Raw genomic sequence first — 22,098 nt, forward strand, 5'->3', positions numbered from 1 at the left:
TCGCGCCTCGCGCCGTCCATCTGCGCAGCACCGGTGATCATGTTCTTCACGTAGTCGGCGTGGCCGGGGCAGTCAACGTGAGCGTAGTGACGGTTCGGCGTCTCATACTCAACGTGCGCCGTCGAAATCGTGATACCACGAGCCTTTTCTTCCGGAGCAGCGTCGATTTGGTCATACGCCTTGAACTCGCCGAAGAACTTCGTGATTGCTGCCGTCAGCGACGTCTTGCCATGGTCAACGTGACCGATCGTGCCAATGTTGACGTGCGGCTTCGTCCGCTCAAACTTGCTCTTTGCCATGTGAATTGCTTCCTGTGAACGTGAAGTAGTTTCCCCGGCGAACCGGTTTGGTGTCGCCGTTTAAGGCTTTGTAAGCGAATGCGCAAGACTTAATTGTGAAACCGCCTGCGCGCGCGTCCAAAGCGTGCCCTGAGCCGCGTATATGGTGTATGGTTTTCGACATTTAAACCCTCCGAATGGCAAAGTCGACGCAGGTCCGGAGAGGACCTCCTCCCACCATTTCCGATCACTAATCAAGATATTTCCATCACAACTTCTTTACCTGCACCGGCATGATGGCTTAAGGACATTTCATCGCCGGGGGGAGACGGGCGAGTGGAACGAGGCGCGGTCGCGCCGTCCCAACCAACATATCCCGCTCCGCCGCTTTCCCCGCGCTATCTTTCTATCCGTTTCAGGACCATTCCATGGAAATCTTTACAGCCGCCGGTTTCACGGCATTCTTACAGGTCATAGCGATCGATCTCGTTCTGGCGGGCGACAATGCCATCGTCATCGGCCTTGCCGCCGCCGGCCTTCCCGCCCATCTGCGCCGCCAGGCGATCCTGGTCGGCATCATCGCCGCAACGGTGCTGCGCATCGGTTTTGCCGCCGTCACCGTGCAGCTTCTCGCCATCGTCGGCCTGCAACTGTTCGGCGGTCTGCTGCTCGCCTGGGTGTGCTGGAAGATGTGGACCGAACTGCGCGAGGCCGCAGGCTCCATCGAAGACGAGGTGACGGACGAAGAGGCCGATCTGACCAAGGGTCACAAGACCTTCTTCCAGGCCGCAACCCAGATCGTCATCGCCGACGTCTCCATGTCGCTGGATAACGTGCTTGCCGTCGCCGGCGCCGCGCAGGAACATGTGACGGTGCTGATCATCGGCCTCGTCGTTTCGATCGCCCTCATGGGCCTCGCCGCCAACTTCGTCGCCAAGCTGCTGCACCGCTATCGCTGGATTTCCTATCTCGGCCTGATGGTCATCATCTATGTGGCGCTCAACATGCTGTATCACGGCACGCTCGAAGTTCTGCCCCATATCCAGGCCTACCTCGGCTAAGATCACCGGCAGCAATGTTTCTTCAGAAGGCCCGGAAACGCCCGTTTCCGGGCCTTTTTCGTATCATCCGGCCGCCTCGCCCGCAGCGCCTGCCCCCGCCGCTGGCAGAGAACGAGAATCAATCGCCATCCTCGCTGCAACATCTGGAGAAGACAGGGAAATCGTGATTTTTCGCCTATGGTTTCTGGCAATTGAGGTCAGCCACGGGCAAGCCTAGGGAGCTAGGCAATAAGTCATAATAATAAAAAGAAAGGTAAAGCTGCCAATGGCTTATGACTGGAGCGGCGGTCGCACCCGCCGCCTTCGCCGGATGAAATTTGGCGTCGTCGCCAGCTCTCTCATCCTGCTGGCGCTTCTTGCGTCGCTCGTTCTTGGCTGAACGCGCCACGCGCGCAATCCAACGCTGACCGGCGGCATGGCAAGGTTTCCCACACCGCCCTGCCGCCGCTCCTTCGGGAGAATCACCGGCGATCAGGATTTCCCGGCCTCAACACAATGAACCGGCTGCTTCATCTCCGGATCCGCCATCAAGTCATAGAGATCCGCTTCATCACCCTTCGACCACCAGACATAAACACCGCCCTGATATTTGGCGCCCGACCCTGAAATGACGTTCGCGGCAACGGTGACGCCATCCTTCAGCCCCAGCCGCACGAGGCTGACATCACCGGCATTGAAATAAACGGCCTCCACCCTGTCGGCGCCGCATTGATAGACGTTCTCCACCTTTTCGACGGTCGTATCGTTCGGCAGCGGAATCACCAGATCCTCCGCAAGGGCGCCGGTCGCGATCGACAGGAAGAATGCAAGGCTTGTGGCGGCAACGGATTTTTTCATGATAGCCCTTTGCTGATTGCGCCGAACCATAAGGCCATGCCGGCAAAGCCGAAATGGGGCGGCCGCCTGCCACATATCAAATTTTCAGGAACAAGGCCGCGGAAGCATGTCGTCTTTATCGCGGCAGATGCAGCACAGCACTTTCATTTTGACCGGCAAGCCGCAGAAAAACCGGGCATTTTCGGGAAAGGCGGAGCCTGATTTTTCGTCCGGAGATGCGACAAGACAGGGAACCAGCTCGCTCTCGCGATTCGCGGAAAAGGGAAAGGCCCTAGCGAAACAGCCAATAAACGACGCCAAGAATGACCGTCCACATCAACAATGATATGGCCAGCACAGCGAGATAATTTCTAAATCGTCTGGTCATCCGCCCACATTGCGGCCGACCGCAGCACAGGAGCGGTAAGCCGTTAAATTGCTGGATGCGGATCAAACCGCATGATCAGCCGTTTCTAGCAAGAGACTGAATCATAAACCATTCACAGATTTTACCCGCCCGAAAACGGGGTTGCCCATGGCACGCGACACCGCCCCGTCAAAGGGCCGGCCCTTCACCCAAACAGGGCAGTTCCGCTTGAAGAACCGGTCCGCTCATGCCTGGCGTTGGCGGCAAAGCACCCTGGCCGCATAGCTGCCAGACGAATCGGCACGGGCGTTATCCGATGTTATTCGGATAACGCCCCAATGTCGGGCAAACGGCAATCAACCGACGCCCCTGCCGGTCTCAGCTCTTCAGGGCTGTGTTGCACAGGCTCCAATAACCGCCGCCCTTCTGGATCCACTTCAGTTCACCGAGCGTGCCGTCATTCTTGTTCTTGTGGTAGGCGTCGACGCAGGTCTTCAGGCGGGCCTTTCCGGGCGTCTCGCTTGAATATTTCTTATCGACAGCACTCGGAAAAGCGACGCCCTTCGGAGCTTTGATCGTTGCTTTTGCGGGTTCTTTTTCGCTGGTGGCCGCGACCTGCTTGTCGTCGGCCGCATCTTCAGCGGCCGCCTCGCTGCCGCAGAACTTGGCGCGATAGTCGTTCCACTTGATATCCTTGGCAGACCCGTCGGCTTTCGCCGCCTGATACTTCACGCTGCACTCCTTCATGGTGAGTGCGGCTGCGGGGGAGACAAACGCCGCCGATGCCAGCAGCGCAAAGGATGAGAGAATGACAACCCTGTTAATCATTGAAGACTCCCGTTTGCATGATTGCGGGCCGACTATCCGACCGGATTTTCCGCTTGTCAACGAGCAGTGCAATAAGGACGAAAAGTCCCGTTAAACGGCAATAAGCGGCTCATCGCTCACGACATTTTCCCGGCGAAAGCGGCATCGGGCCGGCCGGCGCCATACATGGATCAGTTGCGGCCCCAAGAATCACGTCTGTGTGTGTGGCGTCAACCTTCCACCGGAACGAATGTCCTGAATTTTCGTTAACGTCCCGAACGAATAACGAGGATTTACCGATGTTGAGGATGCCGAAGACCATCTGCGCGCTCGCTCTTGGCGTCGCCTTATCTGCCGCTTCCGTCGTGCCCGCCCATGCGCTGAGCCTCATACAACCGGCTTATGCGCCGCAGGAACAGGCGCAGAATTCCAACGGACGCAGCTACCCCGCATCCGCCTTCGCCGCCGGAACCGGCAAAGAAGCCACGTCCGGCGGATACGCCCTGTCGCAGGCCGAAATAAATCATGTAAAGTGGTGCGCAGCGCGTTACGCTTCCTATCATCCGACCGATAACAGTTATATCGCGCCGGCAGGCACGCGCACCCAGTGCCGTTCTCCCTATTGATGCTGCCTAACGCAGTCAGGAACATGCAGGCAGGCCAGAAGGCCTTCGCAAGACTGCTAAAACATCGGAAGGCGGACACAACTCGCCATCGAGCCAGGGGGCTGATAGATAGGCGCTAAGCGGACATTATTGATTTTATTGGGAGGTCGCTGGAGCGGGTAGCGGGAATCGAACCCGCGTATTCAGCTTGGAAGGCTGCTGCTCTACCATTGAGCTATACCCGCGGTGGTGATTTCGATCCGTGCAGAATGGTGGAGGGAGTTGGATTTGAACCAACGTAGGCGTAGCCAACGGATTTACAGTCCGTCCCCTTTAACCACTCGGGCATCCCTCCAGCTTTCTGCTAGGATCGAGCGACCAAGCTCTTCAGATTTCGCTGCGGCGAAGCGCCGTTGCGTCGTCTGTGGCGCGTATATGACGGCCTCGTTCGTTTCTGTCAACACGCCCTTTCACGAATTTTCGGGAAAAAATTCAAACCCCTTTGCGGCCCTGTGGATTATCGCAGGGGCTGGTGCGCGGCTCTTGCCGGAGATATAAGGCGCCATGAGCAAAGACGATCCCAAGAACAAATCCACCCGCGACACGCATTACGCCACCCTGCGCCGTGCCGTGCGCGATGCCAAGCGCGAGCGCGGTGAAATTCCGACCCCGCCGCAGCCGAAACGCCGCAACCGTGGCGCTGACGACTGGAAGCCGCCGCAGCTTGCGCCCGATCAGGTGCATCTTTACGGCCTGCATACCGTGCGCGCGGCACTCGCCAATCCCGAACGGCAGATCGTCAAGCTCTCCGTCACCCAGAACGCCTTTGCGCGTCTGGATATTGGCGAGGCGGATGCCCAGCCCTTCCCCGTCGAGATGGTTTCCCCGCAGGATATCGACCGGGTACTCGGCCCCGAGGCCATCCACCAGGGCGTGATGCTGGAAACGAAACCGCTGCCGGTCAAGCGTCTCGGCGCGCTGAAGGACAGCCCGCTCATCCTGGTGCTCGATCAGGTCACCGATCCACACAATGTCGGCGCTATCATGCGCTCGGCCGTCGCCTTCAACGCCGGCGCGGTCATCACCACCATGCGCCACAGCCCGACGGAGTCCGGCGTACTGGCGAAATCCGCCTCCGGCGCGCTGGAACTCATTCCTTATATACAGATCACCAATCTCGCCGATGCGCTGGGCGAGTTGCACAAGCTCGGCTTCTTCTCTGTCGGCCTGGATTCGGAAGGCCCCGCCCCCATCGAACAGACCTTCAGCGGCGACAAGATCGCGCTGGTGCTGGGCGCCGAAGGCAAGGGGCTGCGCCAGAAGACCCGCGAAACGGTCTCGGCACTCGCCCGTCTCGACATGCCGGGCGAGATCAAATCGCTCAACGTTTCGAATGCGGCGGCCATTGCCCTTTACGCAACGCAGCAATTTCTGGGCAAAGCCTCGTCCTGAGGCTTTCCTTTCCTTGCGAAATCGCAAAGCGCATCGCATGCTGCGCCTTTGTCATTCGCATGGAGCACATCTCAACATGACCGAGCAGACCATCAAACCGACCGGCGAGCTGACGCTCAGGACGCTCGCCATGCCGGCCGACGCCAATCCGGCCGGTGATATTTTCGGCGGCTGGGTCATGTCACAGATGGACTTGGCAAGCGGCATCCGCGCCGCCGAACGCTCCCGCTGTCGCGTCGTCACTGCGGCGGTCAAGGAAATGGCCTTCGAACTGCCGGTGAAGATCGGCGACACGCTGTCCATCTATACCGATATCGCCCGCGTCGGCCGCACCTCGATCACATTGACGGTAGAAGCCTGGGCGCAACGGTCGCGTTTCGACAAGCTGGAAAAGGTTACCGCCGGCACCTTCATCATGGTGGCGATGGACGAGAACGGGCAGCCGACGCCCATTCCTCCGGCGGAGTGAACACGATGGAGGCCGCCGTCAACGCCGCAGAAGCCTATTCGCACATCCGCGCGGTCATGGGCATGGTGGTCGGCCTCAGCCTCGCGCGCCTGCTGACCGGCCTTGCCGGTTTCGTGCAGCACCCGAAGAAGGAGCGCATCTATCCGCTGCATCTCGGCTGGGTGGCGTTCCTGTTTCTGATGCTGGTGCATTTCTGGTGGTGGGAGCACCGGCTTTCCGCCACCGGTCATGTGCTGGATTTCGGTGCCTTCCTTTTCCTCATCCTGTTCTGCTCGCTGTTCTATTTCCTCTGCGTGCTGCTGTTTCCCACGGAGATGAAGGAATATAAGGGATATGAGGATTATTTCTTTTCCCGCAAAAGCTGGTTCTTCGCCTTTCTGGCCGCGCTTTTCGTCACGGATGTCGGCGACACCCTGCTGAAAGGGCAGGATTACCTCGCCTCGCTCGGCCCGGAATATCTCATCCGCACCGCCATTTACGTCGTTCTCTTCACGCTTGCGGTCTTCATCGACAATCGCCGTTTTCACCGGTTTCTCGTGATCTTCGCGCTGGTCTACCAGATCGCCTGGATTTTCCGCACCTACGACCTGTTGGCCTGAGGAACACCCGCCCGTCCACCGTCATTGTGTCGCGGTGACATTTCGCCGCGAATATGACATTGCGATTGCATGGGATTCACTCGCAGGATCATGCAGGACAGGAGTTCGGCGGGCGCCATCGCCACGCTGGCGATCCTGCTTTTCCTGTTGCAGGGTCTCGCCAATGGCCTGACCAGCGGCAATATGGCAATGGCCGCGCTTGCGGCGGATGAGGTCATCTGCTCCACCCATATGCCTGATGGCGGCGCAGGCAAGCAGGACCCGGCAGACAAGATCGCCGCCGACTGCTGCGGCACGCTCTGCCGACTGGCATCGGCCACAATCGCTGCTCTTCCGATTACGCCTGTCGAGCGTGCGGACCGGATCATCCAGAGTGGCGAAGTCGCTTTTGTGAACCTCGATGCCGCGTCACCGCCATCGCCGCCCAATCTGGAATCGCGCCCGCGCGCACCACCCGCTTCTCCGCACGCTTGAAACCTTCCCGGCCCGCCGGAAATCAACCCTTTTGCGGAGACATTCATGTCCGTCACGACCTCTTTCGAGGACGAGCGCGCGCCTGCGCAGTCCTCGTCCATCAATCTTTACCGCGCCGTGTGGCGCTGGCATTTTTACGCTGGCCTCCTCGTCCTGCCCTTCATGATATCGCTTGCCGTCACCGGCGCGCTTTATCTCTTCCGGGATGAATTCGACAATCTCATCCATTCCGATCTGAAACGGGTGGAGGTGGCGCAGAACGCGCCGAAAGCGCTTCCTTCGGAAATCATCTCTGCGGCGCTGGCGGCCGTACCGGGTACCGCCGTCAAATATACGACACCCGCCGATCCGGGTGCTTCCACGGAAATCACCGTCAATACGGTAGAAGGAAAGCGGGCGGTTTACGTCAATCCCTACACGGCTGAGGTTGCCGGCTCCCTGCCGGATCGCGGCACTGTCATGTGGACGATCCGCTATCTCCACAGCCTGAAATATTTCGGCACCTATGCCCGTTATCTGATCGAGATCGCCGCGGGCTGGTCAATCCTTCTCGTCGCCACCGGCATTTATCTCTGGTGGCCGCGCAAGCAGACAGGTGGTGTCATCACCGTGCGCGGCACGCCGAAGAAACGCGTGTTCTGGCGCGATACCCATGCCGTCACCGGCATTTTCGTGGGCTTTTTCATCGTCTTCCTTGCGGTCACCGGCATGCCCTGGTCCGGCGTCTGGGGCGCGAAGGTCAATGAATGGGCAAATGGCAGCAATTTCGGATATCCGGCCGGCCTGCGCACCGCTGTTCCGATGTCCGGTGAGCATCTCGACCACGTCGCCAAGACCAGCTGGTCGTTGGAACAGGCAAAAATCCCCGAATCCACCGTCTCCACCGAAACCCGGCCGATCGGCATTGATGCCGCAATCGCGCGTTTCGATACGCTCGGCCTTGCCGCCGGTTACACCGTTGCCCTGCCGGGGAAATCGACCGGTGTTTATAGCGGCTCGGTTTATCCCGACGATCTCGAGCAGCAGCGTGTCGTTCATCTCGATCAATATAGCGGCGAGCCGCTGATCGACATGAGCTACGCCGATTACGGCCCGCTCGGCAGGGCGCTGGAATGGGGCATCAACGTGCATCTCGGCCAGCAATACGGCCTCGCCAACCAGATCGTTCTGCTGGTGGTCTGTATCGGCATCGTCCTGCTTGCCGTGTCCGCCGGCATCATGTGGTGGAAACGCCGCCCCAAGGGGTCGCTCGGCGTACCGCCCCTGCCGCAGGAAAAACGCGTCCTGCGCAGTCTGCTCGCCATGCTCGCCATTGGTGGTATCATTTTCCCGCTGGTGGGTGCGAGCCTTTTGGCGATGCTCGTACTGGATCTGGTCATACAATCCCGTCAGAAACGGCGAGCCCTCTGAAAATGCAAACAGCCGGGAAAATCCCGGCTGTCACACTGGCTATCGGCGTTGCGATGGGAGGCTGCTCAGAACATCGTATTGTTGTTCGCAGCCTTTTCCGGCACGGGCTGGATCACGTCCCAGTGTTCGGTGATCTTGCCATCCGTGACCCGGAAAATATCGACGATGGCAGTGCCGCAATCGCCGTCTTTTTCGGTCGAATGAATATGCAGATAAACGAGATCGCCATCGGTCGCACTGCGGACGATCCGCGCCTTCGACTGCGGGTTTTCCTTGAAGTGGCCGGTGAAATAATCCACGAAGGGCTTCTTGCCATCGGGCACCATGGGATTGTGCTGCTTGTAGCTGTCGACGATGACGGCCGCGCCCTTCTCCACCTCATGCTTGTTGAAGACGGTGTCGTAAAACTCGATCACCAGCTTGCGGTTGGCTTCTTCCTGCGTCAGATCACGTTTGGCGGTTTGCGCCAGAACGGGGGCGGCCATCAGCGCGGGTGCGAGCGCAAGCGTGGCGATGGCGAGACGGCGTGTTACGAAATTCATGGGTGATACCTCTCAATAACCGACGGTGAAACGCTGGCGGGAATGTTGCGGCTTCTCGATTTCATCGGCAAGCGCGATGGCGTAATCCTCGAAAGAAATACGGCTGCCCTGGTCGTTGCTCAGAAGGCTGTCCTTGCCGATCCGGAATTTACCGGTTCTTTCGCCCGGCACGAATTCGGCCGAAGGCGACAGGAAGGTCCAGTCGAGCTGCTTTTCCTGTTTCAACAGGTCAAGGAACGCTGCGCCCTTGGTCGCTTCTTCCTTGTAGGCAGCGGGGAAATTCGGCAGATCGACCACACGCTGGCCCGGTGCGATTTCAAGGCTGCCGGCGCCGCCGACCACGAGATAACGCTGAACGCCGGAGGCGCGCACGGCCTCGATCAGCGTCACCGGATCGCTGGCGGTGAAGTGAACCGAGCTGATCACGGCATCGTGACCCTTCAGCAGGTCCGCAAGCCCCGCCTGATCGAAGACATCGCCCTTTTTTGCCACCACATTCGGCAGCTTGGCGATCTTTTCGGGATTGCGGGCAATCGCGGTCACCTGACGCCCACGATCGGAGAGTTCCTTGAGAATACGGGACCCGGCATTGCCGGAAGCGCCGATGAGCGCGATGTTAGCCATGGCTTCTTTCCTCTTATTGATATCTTCATTGGTCTAAATAATAGACCGCGAGGAAGAGCTATGGTATCGCAACCATAACCGCAAGAAGTCAGCGGCGGCTGATCTGGTCACATGGCGATGACCTGCAAGGGTAAAAACAGGCAAGGGGTAAGAAAAATGCCGGATATGCAAACGAAAGAAATATTCGCCTTCGACCAGCCCTGCCCCATCCGCGATGTGCTGGACCGCATCGGCGATCAATGGAGCCTCTTGGTACTCGAAGCCCTGCAGGGTGGCGTGCTTCGCTTTAACGAGTTGAACCGCAGGATCGACGATATTTCCAAGCAGATGCTGTCACGCACGCTGAAACGGCTGGAGGAGGATGGCTTCATCCGCCGCACGCTCTATGCGGAGGTGCCCCCGCGCGTGGAATATGAGCTGACCAATCTCGGCCGCTCGTTTCTGGTGCCCATGCAATTGCTGGTGCAATGGGCCGATGAGAACCATGTCCGCATCTGCAAGGCGCGGCTGGACTACGTCGCCAACGCCTAGAACCTCGTCATAAAATGAAATGCGCCAGCCGCGGCGGAACGCTCCGCCACGGCTGGAGAATGCGGGTTCAGGACCGGAAAATGAAGGAAGCGCCGAAAGCGATCAGCGCGAAACCGATCACATGGTTGATGGTGATGCTTTCCTTCAGCCAGAAGATCGAGAACAGCGCGAAGACCGCGAGCGTGATGACTTCCTGAATGGTCTTGAGCTGTGCCGTGGAATAAACTTCCGATCCCATACGGTTCGCCGGCACGGCGAGCACATATTCGAAGAAGGCGATACCCCAGCTCGCAACGATCGCCAGGAAGAGCGCGCTGCCCTTGTGCTTGAGATGGCCGTACCAGGCAAAGGTCATGAAAACATTGGAGACAATAAGCATCAGGACAGGCCAGATGTGGGCGGGACTGATCGAGAACGGCATGATGGTTCCTGAAAAATAAGAAGGGAGGTCATTAAAAGGCAGTTTGAAAACGCAACCATCATTCTGCCCGTGGGGATTGCTCTAGCGTATCGCAACAAAAACCGGAATGGATTTTTGAGGGGTTTCCGTAAAGCTCGCTTCAGCCGCTACGCAACGCATCCGGCCGAATTTTGTTCCTCGTGCTTCGTTTCCTTTTTGTACTCATTTTTTCGCCGCCTCCCCTTCCCTTTGCGCGTGACTCCCTCCATATTTCGCGCATGGCCAGATCACCGAAAAACTCCACCTCCTCGCCCTCGGGCTTCGAGGAAGCCCCGCAATCGTCATTCGAAGGCGCACCGCTGAGCGGCAGCGTTGCCGACTGGGTGAAGCAGCTTGAGGCGGAGGCGGAGGCATCCTCCGTCGAAACCCAGCGCGAAATCGCTTCCAAGGCGGGCAAGCACCGCAAGAAGATCGAGATCGAGGCGCGCAAGGAAACGGAGAAGGCCGCCACCAAAACGACCAAGAACACCACCGCGTCCAAGACGGCGCGCGGCGTTTCCATCGGCGGGTCGAGCGATCCGAAGACCCGCGCGGCGGCCGGCCTCAATCCGGTTGCCGGTCTGGATGTCTCGCTGGAGGAGGCCGCAAACCTCGCGCCGGGGGCCGTCACCGCCACCGTGGACGCCTTGTCCAAGCTGATCGAGAGCGGCAATCCGCTGTTCAAGGACGGCAAGATGTGGACACCGCACCGGCCCGCCCGTCCGCCGAAATCGGAAGGTGGCGTCGCCATCCGCATGGCTTCGGATTACCAGCCAGCCGGCGACCAGCCGACCGCCATCAGCGATCTTGTCGAGGGTATCAATTCCGGCGAGCGCAGCCAGGTTCTGCTCGGTGTTACCGGTTCGGGCAAGACCTTCACCATGGCCAAGGTGATCGAAGCCACGCAGCGCCCGGCTGTCATCCTCGCACCCAACAAGACGCTGGCCGCACAGCTCTATTCCGAATTCAAGAACTTCTTCCCCGACAATGCGGTGGAATATTTCGTCTCCTATTACGATTATTACCAGCCGGAAGCCTATGTGCCGCGCTCCGACACGTTCATCGAGAAGGAATCCTCGATCAACGAACAGATCGACCGGATGCGCCACTCCGCCACCCGCTCGCTGCTGGAGCGTGATGACTGCATCATCGTCGCCTCCGTCTCCTGCATCTACGGTATCGGCTCGGTGGAAACCTATACCGCCATGACCTTCCAGATGCAGGTGGGCGATCGGCTGGACCAGCGCCAGCTTCTGGCCGACCTCGTGGCCCAGCAATACAAACGCCGCGACATGGATTTCCAGCGCGGTTCGTTCCGCGTGCGCGGCGATACCATCGAAATCTTCCCTGCCCACCTTGAAGATGCCGCCTGGCGCATCTCGATGTTCGGCGACGAGATCGATTCCATCACCGAATTCGACCCGCTGACCGGCCAGAAGACCGGCGATCTGCAATCCGTCAAGATTTACGCCAATTCGCACTATGTCACGCCGCGCCCGACGCTGAATGGCGCGATCAAGTCGATCAAGGAAGAACTGAAAGTCCGTCTCGCCGAGCTGGAAAAGGCCGGACGACTGCTGGAAGCCCAGCGGCTGGAGCAGCGTACCCGCTACGATATCGAGATGCTGGAAGCGACCGGCTCCTGCGCCGGCATCGAGAACTATTCGCGTTACTTGACCGGCCGCAATCCCGGCGAGCCGCCGCCGACCCTGTTCGAATATATTCCTGACAACGCGCTGCTGTTCATCGACGAAAGCCACGTCTCCGTCAGCCAGATCGGCGGCATGTATCGCGGTGACTTCAGGCGCAAGGCGACGCTGGCCGAATATGGCTTCCGCCTGCCCTCCTGCATGGACAACCGCCCGCTGCGCTTCGAGGAATGGGATGCGATGCGGCCGCTGACGGTGGCGGTTTCGGCCACCCCCGGATCGTGGGAAATGGAACAGTCCGGCGGCGTCTTCGCCGAACAGGTCATCCGCCCGACCGGCCTCATCGATCCGCCGGTGGAGGTGCGCTCCGCCCGCAGCCAAGTGGACGATGTTCTCGGTGAGATCCGCGAAACCGCCGCCAAGGGTTACCGTACGCTCTGCACCGTGCTGACCAAGCGCATGGCCGAAGACCTGACTGAATATCTGCATGAACAGGGCGTTCGCGTGCGTTACATGCACTCGGACATCGACACGTTGGAGCGCATCGAGATCATCCGCGACCTGCGCCTTGGCGCTTTTGACGTGCTTGTCGGTATCAACTTGCTGCGCGAAGGTCTCGACATTCCCGAATGCGGTTTCGTCGCCATCCTCGATGCCGACAAGGAAGGTTTCCTGCGTTCGGAAACCTCGCTGATCCAGACCATCGGCCGCGCCGCCCGTAACGTCGACGGCAAGGTCATACTTTACGCCGACAATGTCACCGGCTCGATGAAGCGGGCGATGGAGGAAACCTCCCGCCGCCGCGAAAAGCAGATGGCCTATAATACCGAACACGGCATCACACCGGAATCGGTCAAGGCGAAGATCTCTGACATTCTTGATTCTGTTTATGAGCGCGATCACGTAAGGGCCGATATATCCGGCGTTTCCGGCAAGGGCTTCGCCGATGGCGGCCATCTGGTCGGCAACAATCTCCAGGCCCATCTCAACGCGCTGGAAAAATCCATGCGCGACGCCGCAGCCGACCTCGACTTCGAAAAAGCCGCCCGCCTGCGCGACGAGATCAAGCGTCTCAAGGCCGCCGAACTCGCCACCATGGATGACCCCATGGCCAAGGAAGAGGCGAAATCGCTTGAGGGTGGTGGCAAGGGCAGGAAAAGCGGGACGAGCGCCCGCCACGAGTCGGTCTCCCCCCTTGAGGAGGAGATGTCCGGCAGGACAGAGGGGAGTGCCACCGCAAACGAAAGCGGAAAATCCCTCTTCGCCAAACCCTCACTCGACGAAATGGGCCCCGGCTCGGATGGCGGAAAGCCACTGTTCCGCAGGAACACGCTGGACGAGATGACGGTGGGCCGAACCGAAAAGCCCGTGCGCGGCGCCGTGCCCGACAAGCCCGAAACCGAATCCGGCAAACGGTTCTCGCCACTGCTGGAAGGCCAGCCCGAACGGACGACCGATGACCCGAGACCTCTGGTGCGCGGCAAGATCGGTGCGGGCTCCTATGAGGATGCCGGCGAGCAGAAGCGCAAGGGCCGGACGAAGGGCAAGACGGGCCGGCCGGGGCAGTGATGTCCGGCGTGCAAGCCCGGCCTGACGGGTCGGCGTGACAGGTCGGCGGGTTAAGTTACCGCCGTTTTTATCAGGATTGCCGGCGGGAAGCCGCAAACGCGTCACGGGACATGCGGACACTCCGGTAGCACCCGTCAATTTTGGCATGGCGTGATCAGCGACCTGATCTCGGCCGGCCCGAACAGCTTGACCAGATCCGCATCAATCGATGTGGGAATATAGTCTTCGTTTTCCGCGGGCTTCATATAGATCGAGGAATAGATCGGGCCGGCGGGAAACGCGCCGATAAAGCAAGCTTTCACGATCTTGATCTCGGTGCTGCCCCTGATACGCGGTCCCTGGACACGGGAACGGCGCACCCGCTCCTGCAACTCCGTCAGCCTCCCGACGTCTTCAGGTTTGACCCGCCACACACTCGCCAACATTCCTTCCCGCCTTTCCGGCCGGAATTTCCCAAGGGCTGCGGCATCCGTATCCGCCACCAGCGCATAGGTATCGACGGTTTCGCCTGTCGCGCCATCTATCTTGCTGCGGGTAATCATCACCGCATCCCCGGAACGCAGGGAAAGATAGGCCGGGAACTGTAACCCGACCCGCACATGCTCGAAATTCATCGTCAGAAAATCCTGCTGCATCAGCTTGGGAATGCTGGAAATCGGCACGGTCATGCAACCGGAGAGGAAGAGCAGCAGAACCGGCAGGCGGGCAAAATGCGATAATGGCAATGTCATCATATTAAAACCTGAAAAAAGCACCGCGATATGAAATTACGTTTGCGACGTTGAAGCGCCACGCCGCGCACAAACTTGCGCGAGCGGCATTGCCGCAACATTATGGGTTCCGGAACGCGTAGCTCCGAGGAACGTTGATCGTTTCGGGAATGATGACAGGAGACCCCATATGTGCCGGAAAAACCTTATGGCCTTCTGCCTGCTTATGTCCTCCGGTTCTGCCCTCGCCGGGCAAATCGAAGACGCTACCTTCCACAGCGCAGCCCTGAACGCGCCGCTTCCCGTCAACATCTACCGCCCGGATGGCGCACCGCCGGACAATGGCTGGCCCGTGCTTTACCTTCTGCATGGCCATGATGGCGACCAGAACAGCTGGCGCGATCTCGGCAATATCGAAAAGACACTCGATACGCTTATCGAGGCCGGCGCCATCCGCCCGCTGGTGGTGGTGATGCCCGGCGTCAAGAACAGCTGGTATGTGGATTCCGCCGCCGTCGGCGGCCCCGGCGATTATGAAACGGCGCTGACCGGCGATCTGCGCCACCAGATCGAAAAAACCCTGCCGGTGCGCAAGGATCGGCAAGGCCGCGCCATAGCCGGTCTTTCCATGGGCGGTTTCGGCGCCCTGCATCTCGCCTATGGCCATGAGGACCTCTATGGCGCCGTCGCCAGCCTGTCCGGCGCCATCTGGCAGAACGTCCCGGCCGCCGATCTCGACAAGACGCCCGCCGAACTCAAACTCATTCAGGACAGCGCCTTTTTCCATCAGGTCGACCGCACCACCATCACCAGCGGCATCGTGCTGCCTTCAACCGGCGATCATTTCTCCAGCGCTTTCGGCACGCCTTTTGATGCGCGGCTCTTCAATGAAAAGAACGTCTTCACCCTCGTTGCCCAGCATGTCGCCGAAAGCCAGGATTTGCCCGCCACCTATCTGACGGTCGGTGATGACGACGGCTTCTTCCTCTGGCGCGGCGCCATCGCCCTTTACGAGACGTTGCAGGCCGACAAACGCAAATCAGAATTGCGGGTGACGGATGGTGATCACGTCTGGTCGGTATGGAAGGTTTCGATCATCGATGCGCTGAAATTCATCGACGGGGAGTGGGACAAGGCCGCGGATGTCGCCAGGGACTGAGGCATGGCGCTCTTTTCGCCACTGAATAAAACGCATTAATTTCCGGTCCGCTTCTTCCCGCTTTTCCCCGCCACGTTCAACGCCACCGCAGCCCGGATGAGCGCTACCAGCGCCGCCTTATCCACCACATCCCCCTCGTGAAAATCGATTGCCCGCCGCGTGTTTCCCTCAAGGCTGGAATTGAACAGGCCCGCCGGGTCTTCAAGCGAAGCGCCCTTCGCAAATGTCATCTTCACGGCACTCTTGTAGGTTTCCCCCGTGCAGAGAATGCCGGCATGCGACCAGACCGGCACGCCGCGCCATTTCACCTCTTCAATCACCTCCGGATCGGCCTTCAGGATCACCGCGCGGATGCGCGCGAGCATCTCGCCGCGCCAGTCGCCCAGCTCCGCGATTTTACGATCGATGGCGTCAGATGCTGCGGTCGCTTCCGCGTCTTTTTCCGTAAGCGTTTTTGCCATGATGTCCTCCCGATTTTCACCGCGCCGCCACTCCCGGCCTGCTGCGTCTCTGTTCCGGCTTTCAACATAGACCAAATTTTCCGGTCCTCCCATGCGGAACCAAATTCGCCTGTCACCGTTTCCTCCCCGAACGCAACGTTCAGCATGCAAAGGGAAGAAACATCATGAAAATCAATGTCATCGCTCTCGCTGCCGCGGCGGCGCTCTCCTCCTCCGTGGCCTTTGCCCAGACGGCGACCACGGCCCCTGCCGCCGGCGCGGATGCCACCCTGTCCGGCCCCGGCATCACCATGGGCACCAAGGCCAGCGGGCCGCTGAAGTTCGTCAATGTCCAGAAGACCGATCTCACCGCCTCCCAGCTTGACGGCATGGACATCTACAATGCCCAGAACGAAAACATCGGCGAGATCGAGGATGTGGTGATTGGCGACGGCAAGTCGGTGATCGGTCTGGTTGCCAGCGTCGGCGGCTTCCTCGGCATCGACAAGAGTTATGTGGTGCTCGACCCGGCATCCGTTGCGGTTCACAACGACAACGGCACCTGGAAGGCCTATGTCGACACCACCAAGGACGCGCTGCAGACCGCGCCGAAGCTCGATTACGACAAGCTGGACGACTGATTACCCCTGCAGTCGGACACTTGTCTCCCCCGCGCCGAGGCGCGGGGGTTTTCGTATGAACTATTGATGCAACAGCCGACAGTCCGCGCCCGGCAACCCCTTGCCTGACGACCTGCCCCTCGCCTATCTTCGGCACGCAAACCACCAAGGATCGATGCGTGCCCGCCCATAGTCTCTTTTCCCTTTCCGTCAGTGCCGCCCTGTTGCTGAGCGCCCTTCCGCTGTCAGCACAATCCGCCGGCTGGAAACCCGCCGAACAGATCAAGACCTATGCCATCAGCGGCAATTCCGGGGGCGCGCTTTACCAGTCCATCGGCGAACGTGGCCCGACGGCCGGCGTGCAGGCGATCGCCCACACCACCTTCAAGCTGACATGGCGGCGGGATTATCGTCCGCAGCCGGATGGCGCCTGCGTGCTGGCCACTGCAAGGCCCAACCTCACCATCATCTATACCTGGCCGAAAGCCCCGGCCAACCTGCCGCCGGCCGTCGCCGCCAGCTGGAAGACTTTCATTTCCGGCGTGGAAACCCATGAGCGCGTGCATGGCGAACATATTCTCGACATGGTCAAGAAGATCGAAGCCTTCAGCACCGGGCTGAGGGCGGAGAACGATCCCAAATGCCAGAAAGTGCGTGCCGTTCTGCAAGAGCGCCTCGGCGAGCTTTCCAACGAGCAACGCCAGCGCGGCCGCGATTTCGACCGGGACGAGCTTTCTCCCGGCGGGCGGGTGCACCAGCTCATCCTGGCGCTGGCCAACGGTCCCTGAACGACCGGCCTATTCCGCCGCTTCGCCCTTCAGCAGTGGTTCGGCGAGTGTCACGCTCTCCAGCTCGTAGGAATAACCTTCCAGCATCGTATAGGCCTGCTCGATCGCCTCGATCTGGGTTTCCGCGTTGCGGATGGCTTCGGCGATGGACTGGCTGCGGGCACGCAGCATGGAACTCAGCACATCGGTTTCCGGCTTGCGGCCCAGACGATCCATGTGTTTGCGGACCCGGGTGCGGTGCCGCTCGAGCTCAAGAATATGGAAACGGCTCTTCAGAATATCGTCGGTCAGCTTGCGGCGCATGGCCGCCACGGGGTCGAAACTGCCGGGTTCGCGCTCGTCCAGAATGAATTCATTGACCAGCGTTTCAAGCATCAGCAGACCCTTGAGGTCCTTGGCGTCGGCAAGCTGCGGATCGTAACCGGTATCGTCGAACACCTTGCGGCGCACCGGATCCTTCAGAAGCTCGTAAGCCGTTTGCAGGCGCGCGAATTGCTCGGCATCGCCGCCGCTGTCGGGATGCGCGGCCTTGGCCACCTTGCGGTAAGCCGTCTTGATCGCCGCCTCGTCGGCATCGCGCTCCACGCCAAGCAAAACATAGGGATCAATCACAAAAACACCTTCAAACGCAAACTGTTACCCGCATGCCTGATGCCACGCTCAAGAGGCCTGCGGGCGGATCATAAGCCAATTCCGCCCCGTGCGGCACCCCGCTCCGGCTTTTAAACCGGCAAAGCCCACACAAAGCCTCGCGGCGCAACGGCCGGAAAAGCCCTTGCTGCCGAAATTTGTCGGACAGAAGGCGACTATAATGACGGGCGGGACAAAATTGTGGAAAGCTGCGGCAAAACATGCCGCATCATTCTGCGCAGCGCTTGCTTCGGGCAGCCGGAAAGCACCCTGAAGGGAAGAGTAACCCGCGCATTTTCAGCGGGTTATGGTGGAACCTCCCCAATGGGTGTAAGCTCGGCTTTTGGATCCGAAGGGAGGACGATCCTATGCCTCAAACCATTACCCAGACCGTCACGGACTATGTTCATGCCATGGCCTATGCGGATGAGAGCCTGATGCGTGACGTTTTCGACCCGCGCGCCAGCATCGTCGGCACCTTCGAGGGCGAGATCGAATGGCTGTCGCTGGAGGATTTCGTCGACCAGATGCGCAAGAGCGACCGCGGCCTCCCCAATCACGATCCCGCCTTCGAAATCATGGGCATCGACAAGGAGGGCGACAGCGCTTCCGTGAAGCTGACGACCCGTTTCGACGGTATGGATTTCTACGAATATCTGTCTTTGCTGGAACGCGACGGCAATTGGTCGATCGTGCACAAGCTTTATCACATAAAGCCGTAAGCATCACCGAAACTGCCGCAAGAATATAAAGGGGAAAAGGCCAAGCCTTTGAAAATACTGGTGCCCCCGGCAGGGTTCGAACCCGCGACCCCCTGATTACAAATCAGGTGCTCTACCAACTGAGCTACAAGGGCAAGCCAGTGCCTTGCCAACTATCAGATTCTGACTTGGTGTAAAGCAAAAACTGTCTGCTTATCATCAGCCGGCTTCTTTTCCACACCGTGCCCACCGACTTATCCGCACGATCACTATTAAAGCAAATAGCCTGCGAAATAAGCGAAGTATTTACGCAGTACCGCTAAAATGACAATGAAACATAACCATTTCAGTGAGAACAACGCACCAGATGCGCGCGAGCATACAGAAAACCCAGCTGACAGGCACGATCATCATCGCCGCAAGCTCCATCCTGCTGGCCACCCTTGCCGCGCTGCCCAGCGTTCACAACTATCTGCGTTATCGCACCAATGCGGCGCAGCTCACCCGTTTTGAAACAGCTCTCCAGTCCGCATGGCTGGTATCGGCCGAGCGGGGCCCCGCCAATAATCTGATGGGCGCATCCGCACCGGAAGCAATGCTGGTTGAAGGGCTTGCCTCCGCACGCAAGGCGACGGACGACAAGTTGCTGGAACTGGAAGCATCCTTCGCCGAGGATATAAGGACGCAGCCTGAACTGGCGAAATCCCTTGCCGAAACCCGTCAGAAGCTCGCGCAGTCACGCGAGTTGGTCGATCAGGTTGCAGCACTCCCCCCTCAGGCGCGTAACCACAGCGCCATGTCCAACGCGATTTCAGCAATGTTCAAGGCGGCGGACAGCGTTAACCTGCTTCGCGGCAGGGCCGCACGCGCCATCATCAAGAAAACGCCCGATGTGGCGATAGACATCGCGATGACGGGCACGGCGGGCGTGATGCGGGACAGGATCGGCCGCCTCGGTTCCTATGTGATCATGAGCCTGCGGGCCAACCGGCAGGAAAAGCTGGGCTATCGCACCAAATTCGATACCGAGTTGCAGAGCCTGCTGTCGCTGAAGGCATCGCTGACCAACTATACCGCGGCTTATCTGTCAACGCCGCGGCTGGATGCGGCATTGCTCGACTTGGAGACCCATTATTTCGGTCAGGCGCTGCGTTACGCGCAAAATACGATCGTGATGGCCATGCCATCCGCCCAGCCTAGCGTTCTGGAGTTCTCCCGGAACTATATTTCCGGCATGCGGTCGTCCGATACGTTGCGCGACCTCATTCTGGCAGAAACCCGCGCGAGAATCGAAAAGAAGAAACAGGAAGCCCTGGTTTACGGCGGAGCGTCGCTGTTGCTGGCCGGTATCGCGGTCCTCGTCCTGTTGCGGCTCACATCTGTCTACAAGACGGCGCTGTTCCGCCCCATGCAATCCGTCCGGGCGCAGATCGCGGCGATCGCCGCCGGTGATCTTTCCGAAGGTGAGCATGAGGACAGGGTGGCCCCGGAAGTGCGGAAGATGTTCCAGGAACTCGATTTCCTGCGCGAACAGCTTCGCCAGAAGGGCGAAATGGAGGATCAGCAGCGTGCGCTGGCCGAACAGTTGCGCGCTCTTTCCGAAACCGATGCCCTGACGGGCGTCTTCAACCGCCGCGCCCTCGAAAAGGCCGTTCATTCCATATTGACCGGCGAGGGCCAGTGTCAGTCGCTCGGCGTGATGATTGTCGATCTCGACCACTTCAAATCGATCAACGACCGTTATGGCCATGCCATGGGCGATATAGCGCTGCAAAAGACGGCGGGGCTTTTGCGAAACGCCTTGCGCAAGAACGATATTCTCGCCCGCTACGGCGGTGAGGAATTCGTCGTCGTGCTGCAGGATGTCAGCCACGCCACGGCGACTGCCACGGCCGACCGTCTTCGCCGCATGATCGAAGCCCAGACGATCGATGAACAGAGCGGACTGTCGCTGACGGCGAGTTTCGGGGTGGTCTGGCAGGAAGCGCGCGCGGTCAACAGCTGGGACGAGTTGATCGCAATTGCCGACGACCGGCTCTACGAGGCCAAACGCGCCGGCCGCAACCGTGTCTGGGCCACCTATTTCCCGAAGGTGGCAAACGGCTAGGCGGAAAGTCTTCCAGCCGGCAAAGAGGGCTGATCACACCAGATCCAGCGTCATCACCACCGGGCAATGATCGGACGCCTTCGGGCGATCCCAGCCGGTGCGGGGATAACGCTCCACCTCCTGCCCCGGCGGGAAAACCGTGCGGAAAGGTTGTCCGTTGCGGATGATTTCGGGAACATGCGAGGCATTGGTTTCCGCCAGACGCGGTGACAGCCAGATATAATCGAGCTGGCACAGATGCTGTTCCTGCGGCCCGCGCGAATGATAAAGCGTCCAGCGATCCATGACGTCGCGGCGCATCATCGGATTGACCACGAAACCATCGGCCGTGAAGATATCAAGCGCGCTGCGCTCCTCCTCGACCGGCGCGAAGCTGTAGCCATTGCGCCGGTCGCCGGAAATGGCAACACGCTCCTGATAGTCGTTCATATCACCGCAGATCGCGAAATTCTTGTTGCGGGTATTGCCCACGCCCCAGCGGTTTTCGATGATGCGGCGAACGGCCATGGCCTCCGCCTCGCGGATCGGCATGGTGGCGATCCGGGCGTCGACCGCGTCGCGGGCATTGGTCATGGATTTGAAATGCGTGACATAGAGCGTCAGCGGTTTGCCGCCGATCCTGAGGTCAATTTCCAGGCAGTCCCGTTTGAAAATCTTGTCATCGATCTGGTTGGTAGCGGCAAGATCGGCATTGAAGAGATCGAGATTGCGATAGGTCAGCGCCGCATGGCTTTTGATGTCCACGACCTCGATCCGGTCGCCATCCCGCGTCTCCTCGCGCATGACGACGGCAACATCGATGCCGCGGCTGTCATTGCCCTCGACCAGATATTTCTGCAGATAGCCATTGCCGACCATGCGATAGAGATAGCCATATTCGAAGGCCTGCAAGGCAGCCATGTTGTCGACTTCCTGCAGGCAGAGAATATCGGCATCCGCATCCGCAATGGCGAGCGCCGAAAGCTGGCGTGTATCGTCGGTGGAAGACACCATCCGCGCGCTTTCCAGCGCCTGATAGGTCGCCTCGTCGCGAATGTCGAAAAGCTGGATCGCCCTGTCGCGCCGCGTCTGGTTGCGAAAGCCGGTGAAATCGAAACGCGTGAGAAGATTTTCGATATTGAAGGTGGCGAGCCGAAGCGACATGGGTCATTCCTGTTTTGCAGGCCGAGATTAGCGATTCCAACTCAGCATCGCCAGTGGAGTTCTCATAAGACGAACGAAGGTAAGGTGACGCAAGCCTCTTACCCACAG

Annotated in this window: 24 protein-coding genes and 3 tRNA genes; 14 read left to right on the plus strand and 13 right to left on the minus strand. The window is 59.5% G+C overall.

The window, feature by feature from the left end:
* Positions 1-299 (minus strand): GTP-binding protein (locus QD336_RS07390; RefSeq protein ID WP_499170039.1); only part of this gene is annotated, 299 nt, incomplete at its 3' end.
* 407 nt (positions 300-706) lie between these two features.
* On the opposite strand from QD336_RS07390, the gene QD336_RS07395 reads away from it, so the two are divergent.
* The gene (locus QD336_RS07395) at positions 707-1,339 is read left to right on the plus strand and encodes a TerC family protein (protein ID WP_269340810.1); all 633 of its coding nucleotides are present in this window, start codon (positions 707-709) and stop codon (positions 1,337-1,339) included.
* 471 nt (positions 1,340-1,810) lie between these two features.
* Here QD336_RS07395 and QD336_RS07400 read toward each other — a convergent pair whose 3' ends face one another.
* A complete protein-coding gene (locus QD336_RS07400) occupies positions 1,811-2,176 on the minus strand; it encodes an MliC family protein (RefSeq protein WP_499170041.1) in 366 nt (121 codons plus the stop codon).
* A gap of 724 nt (positions 2,177-2,900) precedes the next feature.
* Positions 2,901-3,350 (minus strand): hypothetical protein, encoded by a 450-nt coding sequence (locus tag QD336_RS07405; RefSeq protein WP_499170043.1) that lies wholly within the window; start codon positions 3,348-3,350, stop codon positions 2,901-2,903.
* A gap of 278 nt (positions 3,351-3,628) precedes the next feature.
* Between QD336_RS07405 and QD336_RS07410 the strand changes: the two genes are divergently transcribed.
* The gene (locus tag QD336_RS07410; RefSeq protein ID WP_499170044.1) at positions 3,629-3,955 is read left to right on the plus strand and encodes a BA14K family protein; all 327 of its coding nucleotides are present in this window, start codon (positions 3,629-3,631) and stop codon (positions 3,953-3,955) included.
* Positions 3,956-4,105: 150 nt separating this feature from the next.
* Here the strand turns inward: QD336_RS07410 and QD336_RS07415 are convergent.
* Positions 4,106-4,179, minus strand: a tRNA-Gly gene (locus tag QD336_RS07415).
* A gap of 25 nt (positions 4,180-4,204) precedes the next feature.
* Positions 4,205-4,289 (minus strand) — tRNA-Tyr (locus QD336_RS07420).
* Positions 4,290-4,498: 209 nt separating this feature from the next.
* Here QD336_RS07420 and rlmB point away from each other — a divergent pair.
* The 5 genes from rlmB to QD336_RS07445 all read left to right on the plus strand — a co-directional run bounded on the left by rlmB (position 4,499) and on the right by QD336_RS07445 (position 8,338).
* Positions 4,499-5,386 (plus strand): 23S rRNA (guanosine(2251)-2'-O)-methyltransferase RlmB, encoded by an 888-nt coding sequence (gene rlmB, locus QD336_RS07425; RefSeq protein ID WP_269340805.1) that lies wholly within the window; start codon positions 4,499-4,501, stop codon positions 5,384-5,386.
* Between the two features lie 76 nt (positions 5,387-5,462).
* A complete protein-coding gene (locus QD336_RS07430; protein ID WP_046798149.1) occupies positions 5,463-5,855 on the plus strand; it encodes an acyl-CoA thioesterase in 393 nt (130 codons plus the stop codon).
* Positions 5,856-5,860: 5 nt separating this feature from the next.
* Positions 5,861-6,454, plus strand: coding sequence for a hypothetical protein (locus QD336_RS07435; protein ID WP_269340804.1), 594 nt, complete (start codon positions 5,861-5,863; stop codon positions 6,452-6,454).
* 69 nt (positions 6,455-6,523) lie between these two features.
* A complete protein-coding gene (locus QD336_RS07440) occupies positions 6,524-6,928 on the plus strand; it encodes a DUF2946 family protein (protein WP_499170045.1) in 405 nt (134 codons plus the stop codon).
* Positions 6,929-6,973: 45 nt separating this feature from the next.
* Complete coding sequence (locus QD336_RS07445; RefSeq protein WP_499170046.1) at positions 6,974-8,338, plus strand: PepSY-associated TM helix domain-containing protein; 1,365 nt, start codon at positions 6,974-6,976, stop codon at positions 8,336-8,338.
* Positions 8,339-8,403: 65 nt separating this feature from the next.
* Here the strand turns inward: QD336_RS07445 and QD336_RS07450 are convergent, their stop codons facing one another.
* Together QD336_RS07450 and QD336_RS07455 are read right to left on the minus strand one after the other, a co-directional pair.
* The gene (locus QD336_RS07450) at positions 8,404-8,880 is read right to left on the minus strand and encodes a nuclear transport factor 2 family protein (protein ID WP_499170048.1); all 477 of its coding nucleotides are present in this window, start codon (positions 8,878-8,880) and stop codon (positions 8,404-8,406) included.
* A 12-nt stretch (positions 8,881-8,892) separates the two neighbouring features.
* The gene (locus QD336_RS07455; protein WP_499170049.1) at positions 8,893-9,504 is read right to left on the minus strand and encodes an NAD(P)-dependent oxidoreductase; all 612 of its coding nucleotides are present in this window, start codon (positions 9,502-9,504) and stop codon (positions 8,893-8,895) included.
* A gap of 156 nt (positions 9,505-9,660) precedes the next feature.
* On the opposite strand from QD336_RS07455, the gene QD336_RS07460 reads away from it, so the two are divergent.
* Entirely contained in the window at positions 9,661-10,035 is a 375-nt protein-coding gene (locus QD336_RS07460; protein ID WP_269340798.1) for a winged helix-turn-helix transcriptional regulator, read from the plus strand.
* Between the two features lie 67 nt (positions 10,036-10,102).
* Here the strand turns inward: QD336_RS07460 and QD336_RS07465 are convergent, their stop codons facing one another.
* Complete coding sequence (locus QD336_RS07465; protein WP_269340797.1) at positions 10,103-10,456, minus strand: DMT family protein; 354 nt, start codon at positions 10,454-10,456, stop codon at positions 10,103-10,105.
* 257 nt (positions 10,457-10,713) lie between these two features.
* On the opposite strand from QD336_RS07465, the gene uvrB reads away from it, so the two are divergent.
* Positions 10,714-13,692 (plus strand): excinuclease ABC subunit UvrB, encoded by a 2,979-nt coding sequence (uvrB, locus tag QD336_RS07470; protein ID WP_499170052.1) that lies wholly within the window; start codon positions 10,714-10,716, stop codon positions 13,690-13,692.
* Between the two features lie 134 nt (positions 13,693-13,826).
* Here the strand turns inward: uvrB and QD336_RS07475 are convergent, their stop codons facing one another.
* Complete coding sequence (locus QD336_RS07475; protein ID WP_499170054.1) at positions 13,827-14,423, minus strand: hypothetical protein; 597 nt, start codon at positions 14,421-14,423, stop codon at positions 13,827-13,829.
* 169 nt (positions 14,424-14,592) lie between these two features.
* Here QD336_RS07475 and QD336_RS07480 point away from each other — a divergent pair, with 169 nt between their 5' ends.
* Complete coding sequence (locus QD336_RS07480) at positions 14,593-15,561, plus strand: alpha/beta hydrolase (RefSeq protein WP_499170056.1); 969 nt, start codon at positions 14,593-14,595, stop codon at positions 15,559-15,561.
* Positions 15,562-15,596: 35 nt separating this feature from the next.
* Here QD336_RS07480 and QD336_RS07485 read toward each other — a convergent pair whose 3' ends face one another.
* Positions 15,597-16,022 carry a DUF1801 domain-containing protein gene (locus QD336_RS07485; protein WP_499170058.1) on the minus strand — a complete coding sequence of 142 codons (426 nt, stop codon included), beginning with the start codon at positions 16,020-16,022 and terminating at the stop codon, positions 15,597-15,599.
* Between the two features lie 164 nt (positions 16,023-16,186).
* Here QD336_RS07485 and QD336_RS07490 point away from each other — a divergent pair, with 164 nt between their 5' ends.
* Complete coding sequence (locus QD336_RS07490; RefSeq protein WP_499170059.1) at positions 16,187-16,642, plus strand: PRC-barrel domain-containing protein; 456 nt, start codon at positions 16,187-16,189, stop codon at positions 16,640-16,642.
* Between the two features lie 158 nt (positions 16,643-16,800).
* Positions 16,801-17,409: a DUF922 domain-containing Zn-dependent protease gene (locus QD336_RS07495; protein ID WP_269340789.1), complete on the plus strand. Its 609-nt coding sequence runs from the start codon at positions 16,801-16,803 to the stop codon at positions 17,407-17,409.
* Positions 17,410-17,418: 9 nt separating this feature from the next.
* On the opposite strand, the gene QD336_RS07500 is transcribed toward QD336_RS07495, so the two are convergent.
* Positions 17,419-18,021, minus strand: coding sequence for a J domain-containing protein (locus QD336_RS07500; protein ID WP_269340788.1), 603 nt, complete (start codon positions 18,019-18,021; stop codon positions 17,419-17,421).
* Positions 18,022-18,407: 386 nt separating this feature from the next.
* Here QD336_RS07500 and QD336_RS07505 point away from each other — a divergent pair, with 386 nt between their 5' ends.
* Positions 18,408-18,761, plus strand: coding sequence for a nuclear transport factor 2 family protein (locus QD336_RS07505; RefSeq protein WP_269340786.1), 354 nt, complete (start codon positions 18,408-18,410; stop codon positions 18,759-18,761).
* A gap of 58 nt (positions 18,762-18,819) precedes the next feature.
* On the opposite strand, the gene QD336_RS07510 is transcribed toward QD336_RS07505, so the two are convergent.
* A tRNA-Thr gene (locus QD336_RS07510) sits at positions 18,820-18,895 on the minus strand.
* Between the two features lie 212 nt (positions 18,896-19,107).
* Here QD336_RS07510 and QD336_RS07515 point away from each other — a divergent pair.
* Entirely contained in the window at positions 19,108-20,847 is a 1,740-nt protein-coding gene (locus QD336_RS07515; protein ID WP_499170062.1) for a GGDEF domain-containing protein, read from the plus strand.
* Positions 20,848-20,880: 33 nt separating this feature from the next.
* Here the strand turns inward: QD336_RS07515 and QD336_RS07520 are convergent, their stop codons facing one another.
* The gene (locus QD336_RS07520) at positions 20,881-21,990 is read right to left on the minus strand and encodes an endonuclease/exonuclease/phosphatase family protein (RefSeq protein WP_499170064.1); all 1,110 of its coding nucleotides are present in this window, start codon (positions 21,988-21,990) and stop codon (positions 20,881-20,883) included.
* Between the last annotated feature and the right edge of the window lie 108 nt (positions 21,991-22,098).

This window comes from Rhizobium sp. BR 250 (assembly GCF_047445855.1).
Lineage (GTDB): Bacteria > Pseudomonadota > Alphaproteobacteria > Rhizobiales > Rhizobiaceae > Agrobacterium > Agrobacterium tumefaciens_I.

What these genes read in the sequence shown, in the direction of transcription:
- QD336_RS07395 (WP_269340810.1), top strand. Translation starts at nt 707, where the DNA reads ATGGAAATCTTTACAGCCGCCGGTTTCACGGCATTCTTACAGGTCATA.
- QD336_RS07400 (WP_499170041.1), bottom strand. Translation starts at nt 2,176, where the DNA reads ATGAAAAAATCCGTTGCCGCCACAAGCCTTGCATTCTTCCTGTCGATC.
- QD336_RS07405 (WP_499170043.1), bottom strand. Translation starts at nt 3,350, where the DNA reads ATGATTAACAGGGTTGTCATTCTCTCATCCTTTGCGCTGCTGGCATCG.
- QD336_RS07410 (WP_499170044.1), top strand. Translation starts at nt 3,629, where the DNA reads ATGTTGAGGATGCCGAAGACCATCTGCGCGCTCGCTCTTGGCGTCGCC.
- rlmB (WP_269340805.1), top strand. Translation starts at nt 4,499, where the DNA reads ATGAGCAAAGACGATCCCAAGAACAAATCCACCCGCGACACGCATTAC.
- QD336_RS07430 (WP_046798149.1), top strand. Translation starts at nt 5,463, where the DNA reads ATGACCGAGCAGACCATCAAACCGACCGGCGAGCTGACGCTCAGGACG.
- QD336_RS07435 (WP_269340804.1), top strand. Translation starts at nt 5,861, where the DNA reads ATGGAGGCCGCCGTCAACGCCGCAGAAGCCTATTCGCACATCCGCGCG.
- QD336_RS07440 (WP_499170045.1), top strand. Translation starts at nt 6,524, where the DNA reads ATGGGATTCACTCGCAGGATCATGCAGGACAGGAGTTCGGCGGGCGCC.
- QD336_RS07445 (WP_499170046.1), top strand. Translation starts at nt 6,974, where the DNA reads ATGTCCGTCACGACCTCTTTCGAGGACGAGCGCGCGCCTGCGCAGTCC.
- QD336_RS07450 (WP_499170048.1), bottom strand. Translation starts at nt 8,880, where the DNA reads ATGAATTTCGTAACACGCCGTCTCGCCATCGCCACGCTTGCGCTCGCA.
- QD336_RS07455 (WP_499170049.1), bottom strand. Translation starts at nt 9,504, where the DNA reads ATGGCTAACATCGCGCTCATCGGCGCTTCCGGCAATGCCGGGTCCCGT.
- QD336_RS07460 (WP_269340798.1), top strand. Translation starts at nt 9,661, where the DNA reads ATGCCGGATATGCAAACGAAAGAAATATTCGCCTTCGACCAGCCCTGC.
- QD336_RS07465 (WP_269340797.1), bottom strand. Translation starts at nt 10,456, where the DNA reads ATGCCGTTCTCGATCAGTCCCGCCCACATCTGGCCTGTCCTGATGCTT.
- uvrB (WP_499170052.1), top strand. Translation starts at nt 10,714, where the DNA reads ATGGCCAGATCACCGAAAAACTCCACCTCCTCGCCCTCGGGCTTCGAG.
- QD336_RS07475 (WP_499170054.1), bottom strand. Translation starts at nt 14,423, where the DNA reads ATGACATTGCCATTATCGCATTTTGCCCGCCTGCCGGTTCTGCTGCTC.
- QD336_RS07480 (WP_499170056.1), top strand. Translation starts at nt 14,593, where the DNA reads ATGTGCCGGAAAAACCTTATGGCCTTCTGCCTGCTTATGTCCTCCGGT.
- QD336_RS07485 (WP_499170058.1), bottom strand. Translation starts at nt 16,022, where the DNA reads ATGGCAAAAACGCTTACGGAAAAAGACGCGGAAGCGACCGCAGCATCT.
- QD336_RS07490 (WP_499170059.1), top strand. Translation starts at nt 16,187, where the DNA reads ATGAAAATCAATGTCATCGCTCTCGCTGCCGCGGCGGCGCTCTCCTCC.
- QD336_RS07505 (WP_269340786.1), top strand. Translation starts at nt 18,408, where the DNA reads ATGCCTCAAACCATTACCCAGACCGTCACGGACTATGTTCATGCCATG.
- QD336_RS07515 (WP_499170062.1), top strand. Translation starts at nt 19,108, where the DNA reads ATGCGCGCGAGCATACAGAAAACCCAGCTGACAGGCACGATCATCATC.
- QD336_RS07520 (WP_499170064.1), bottom strand. Translation starts at nt 21,990, where the DNA reads ATGTCGCTTCGGCTCGCCACCTTCAATATCGAAAATCTTCTCACGCGT.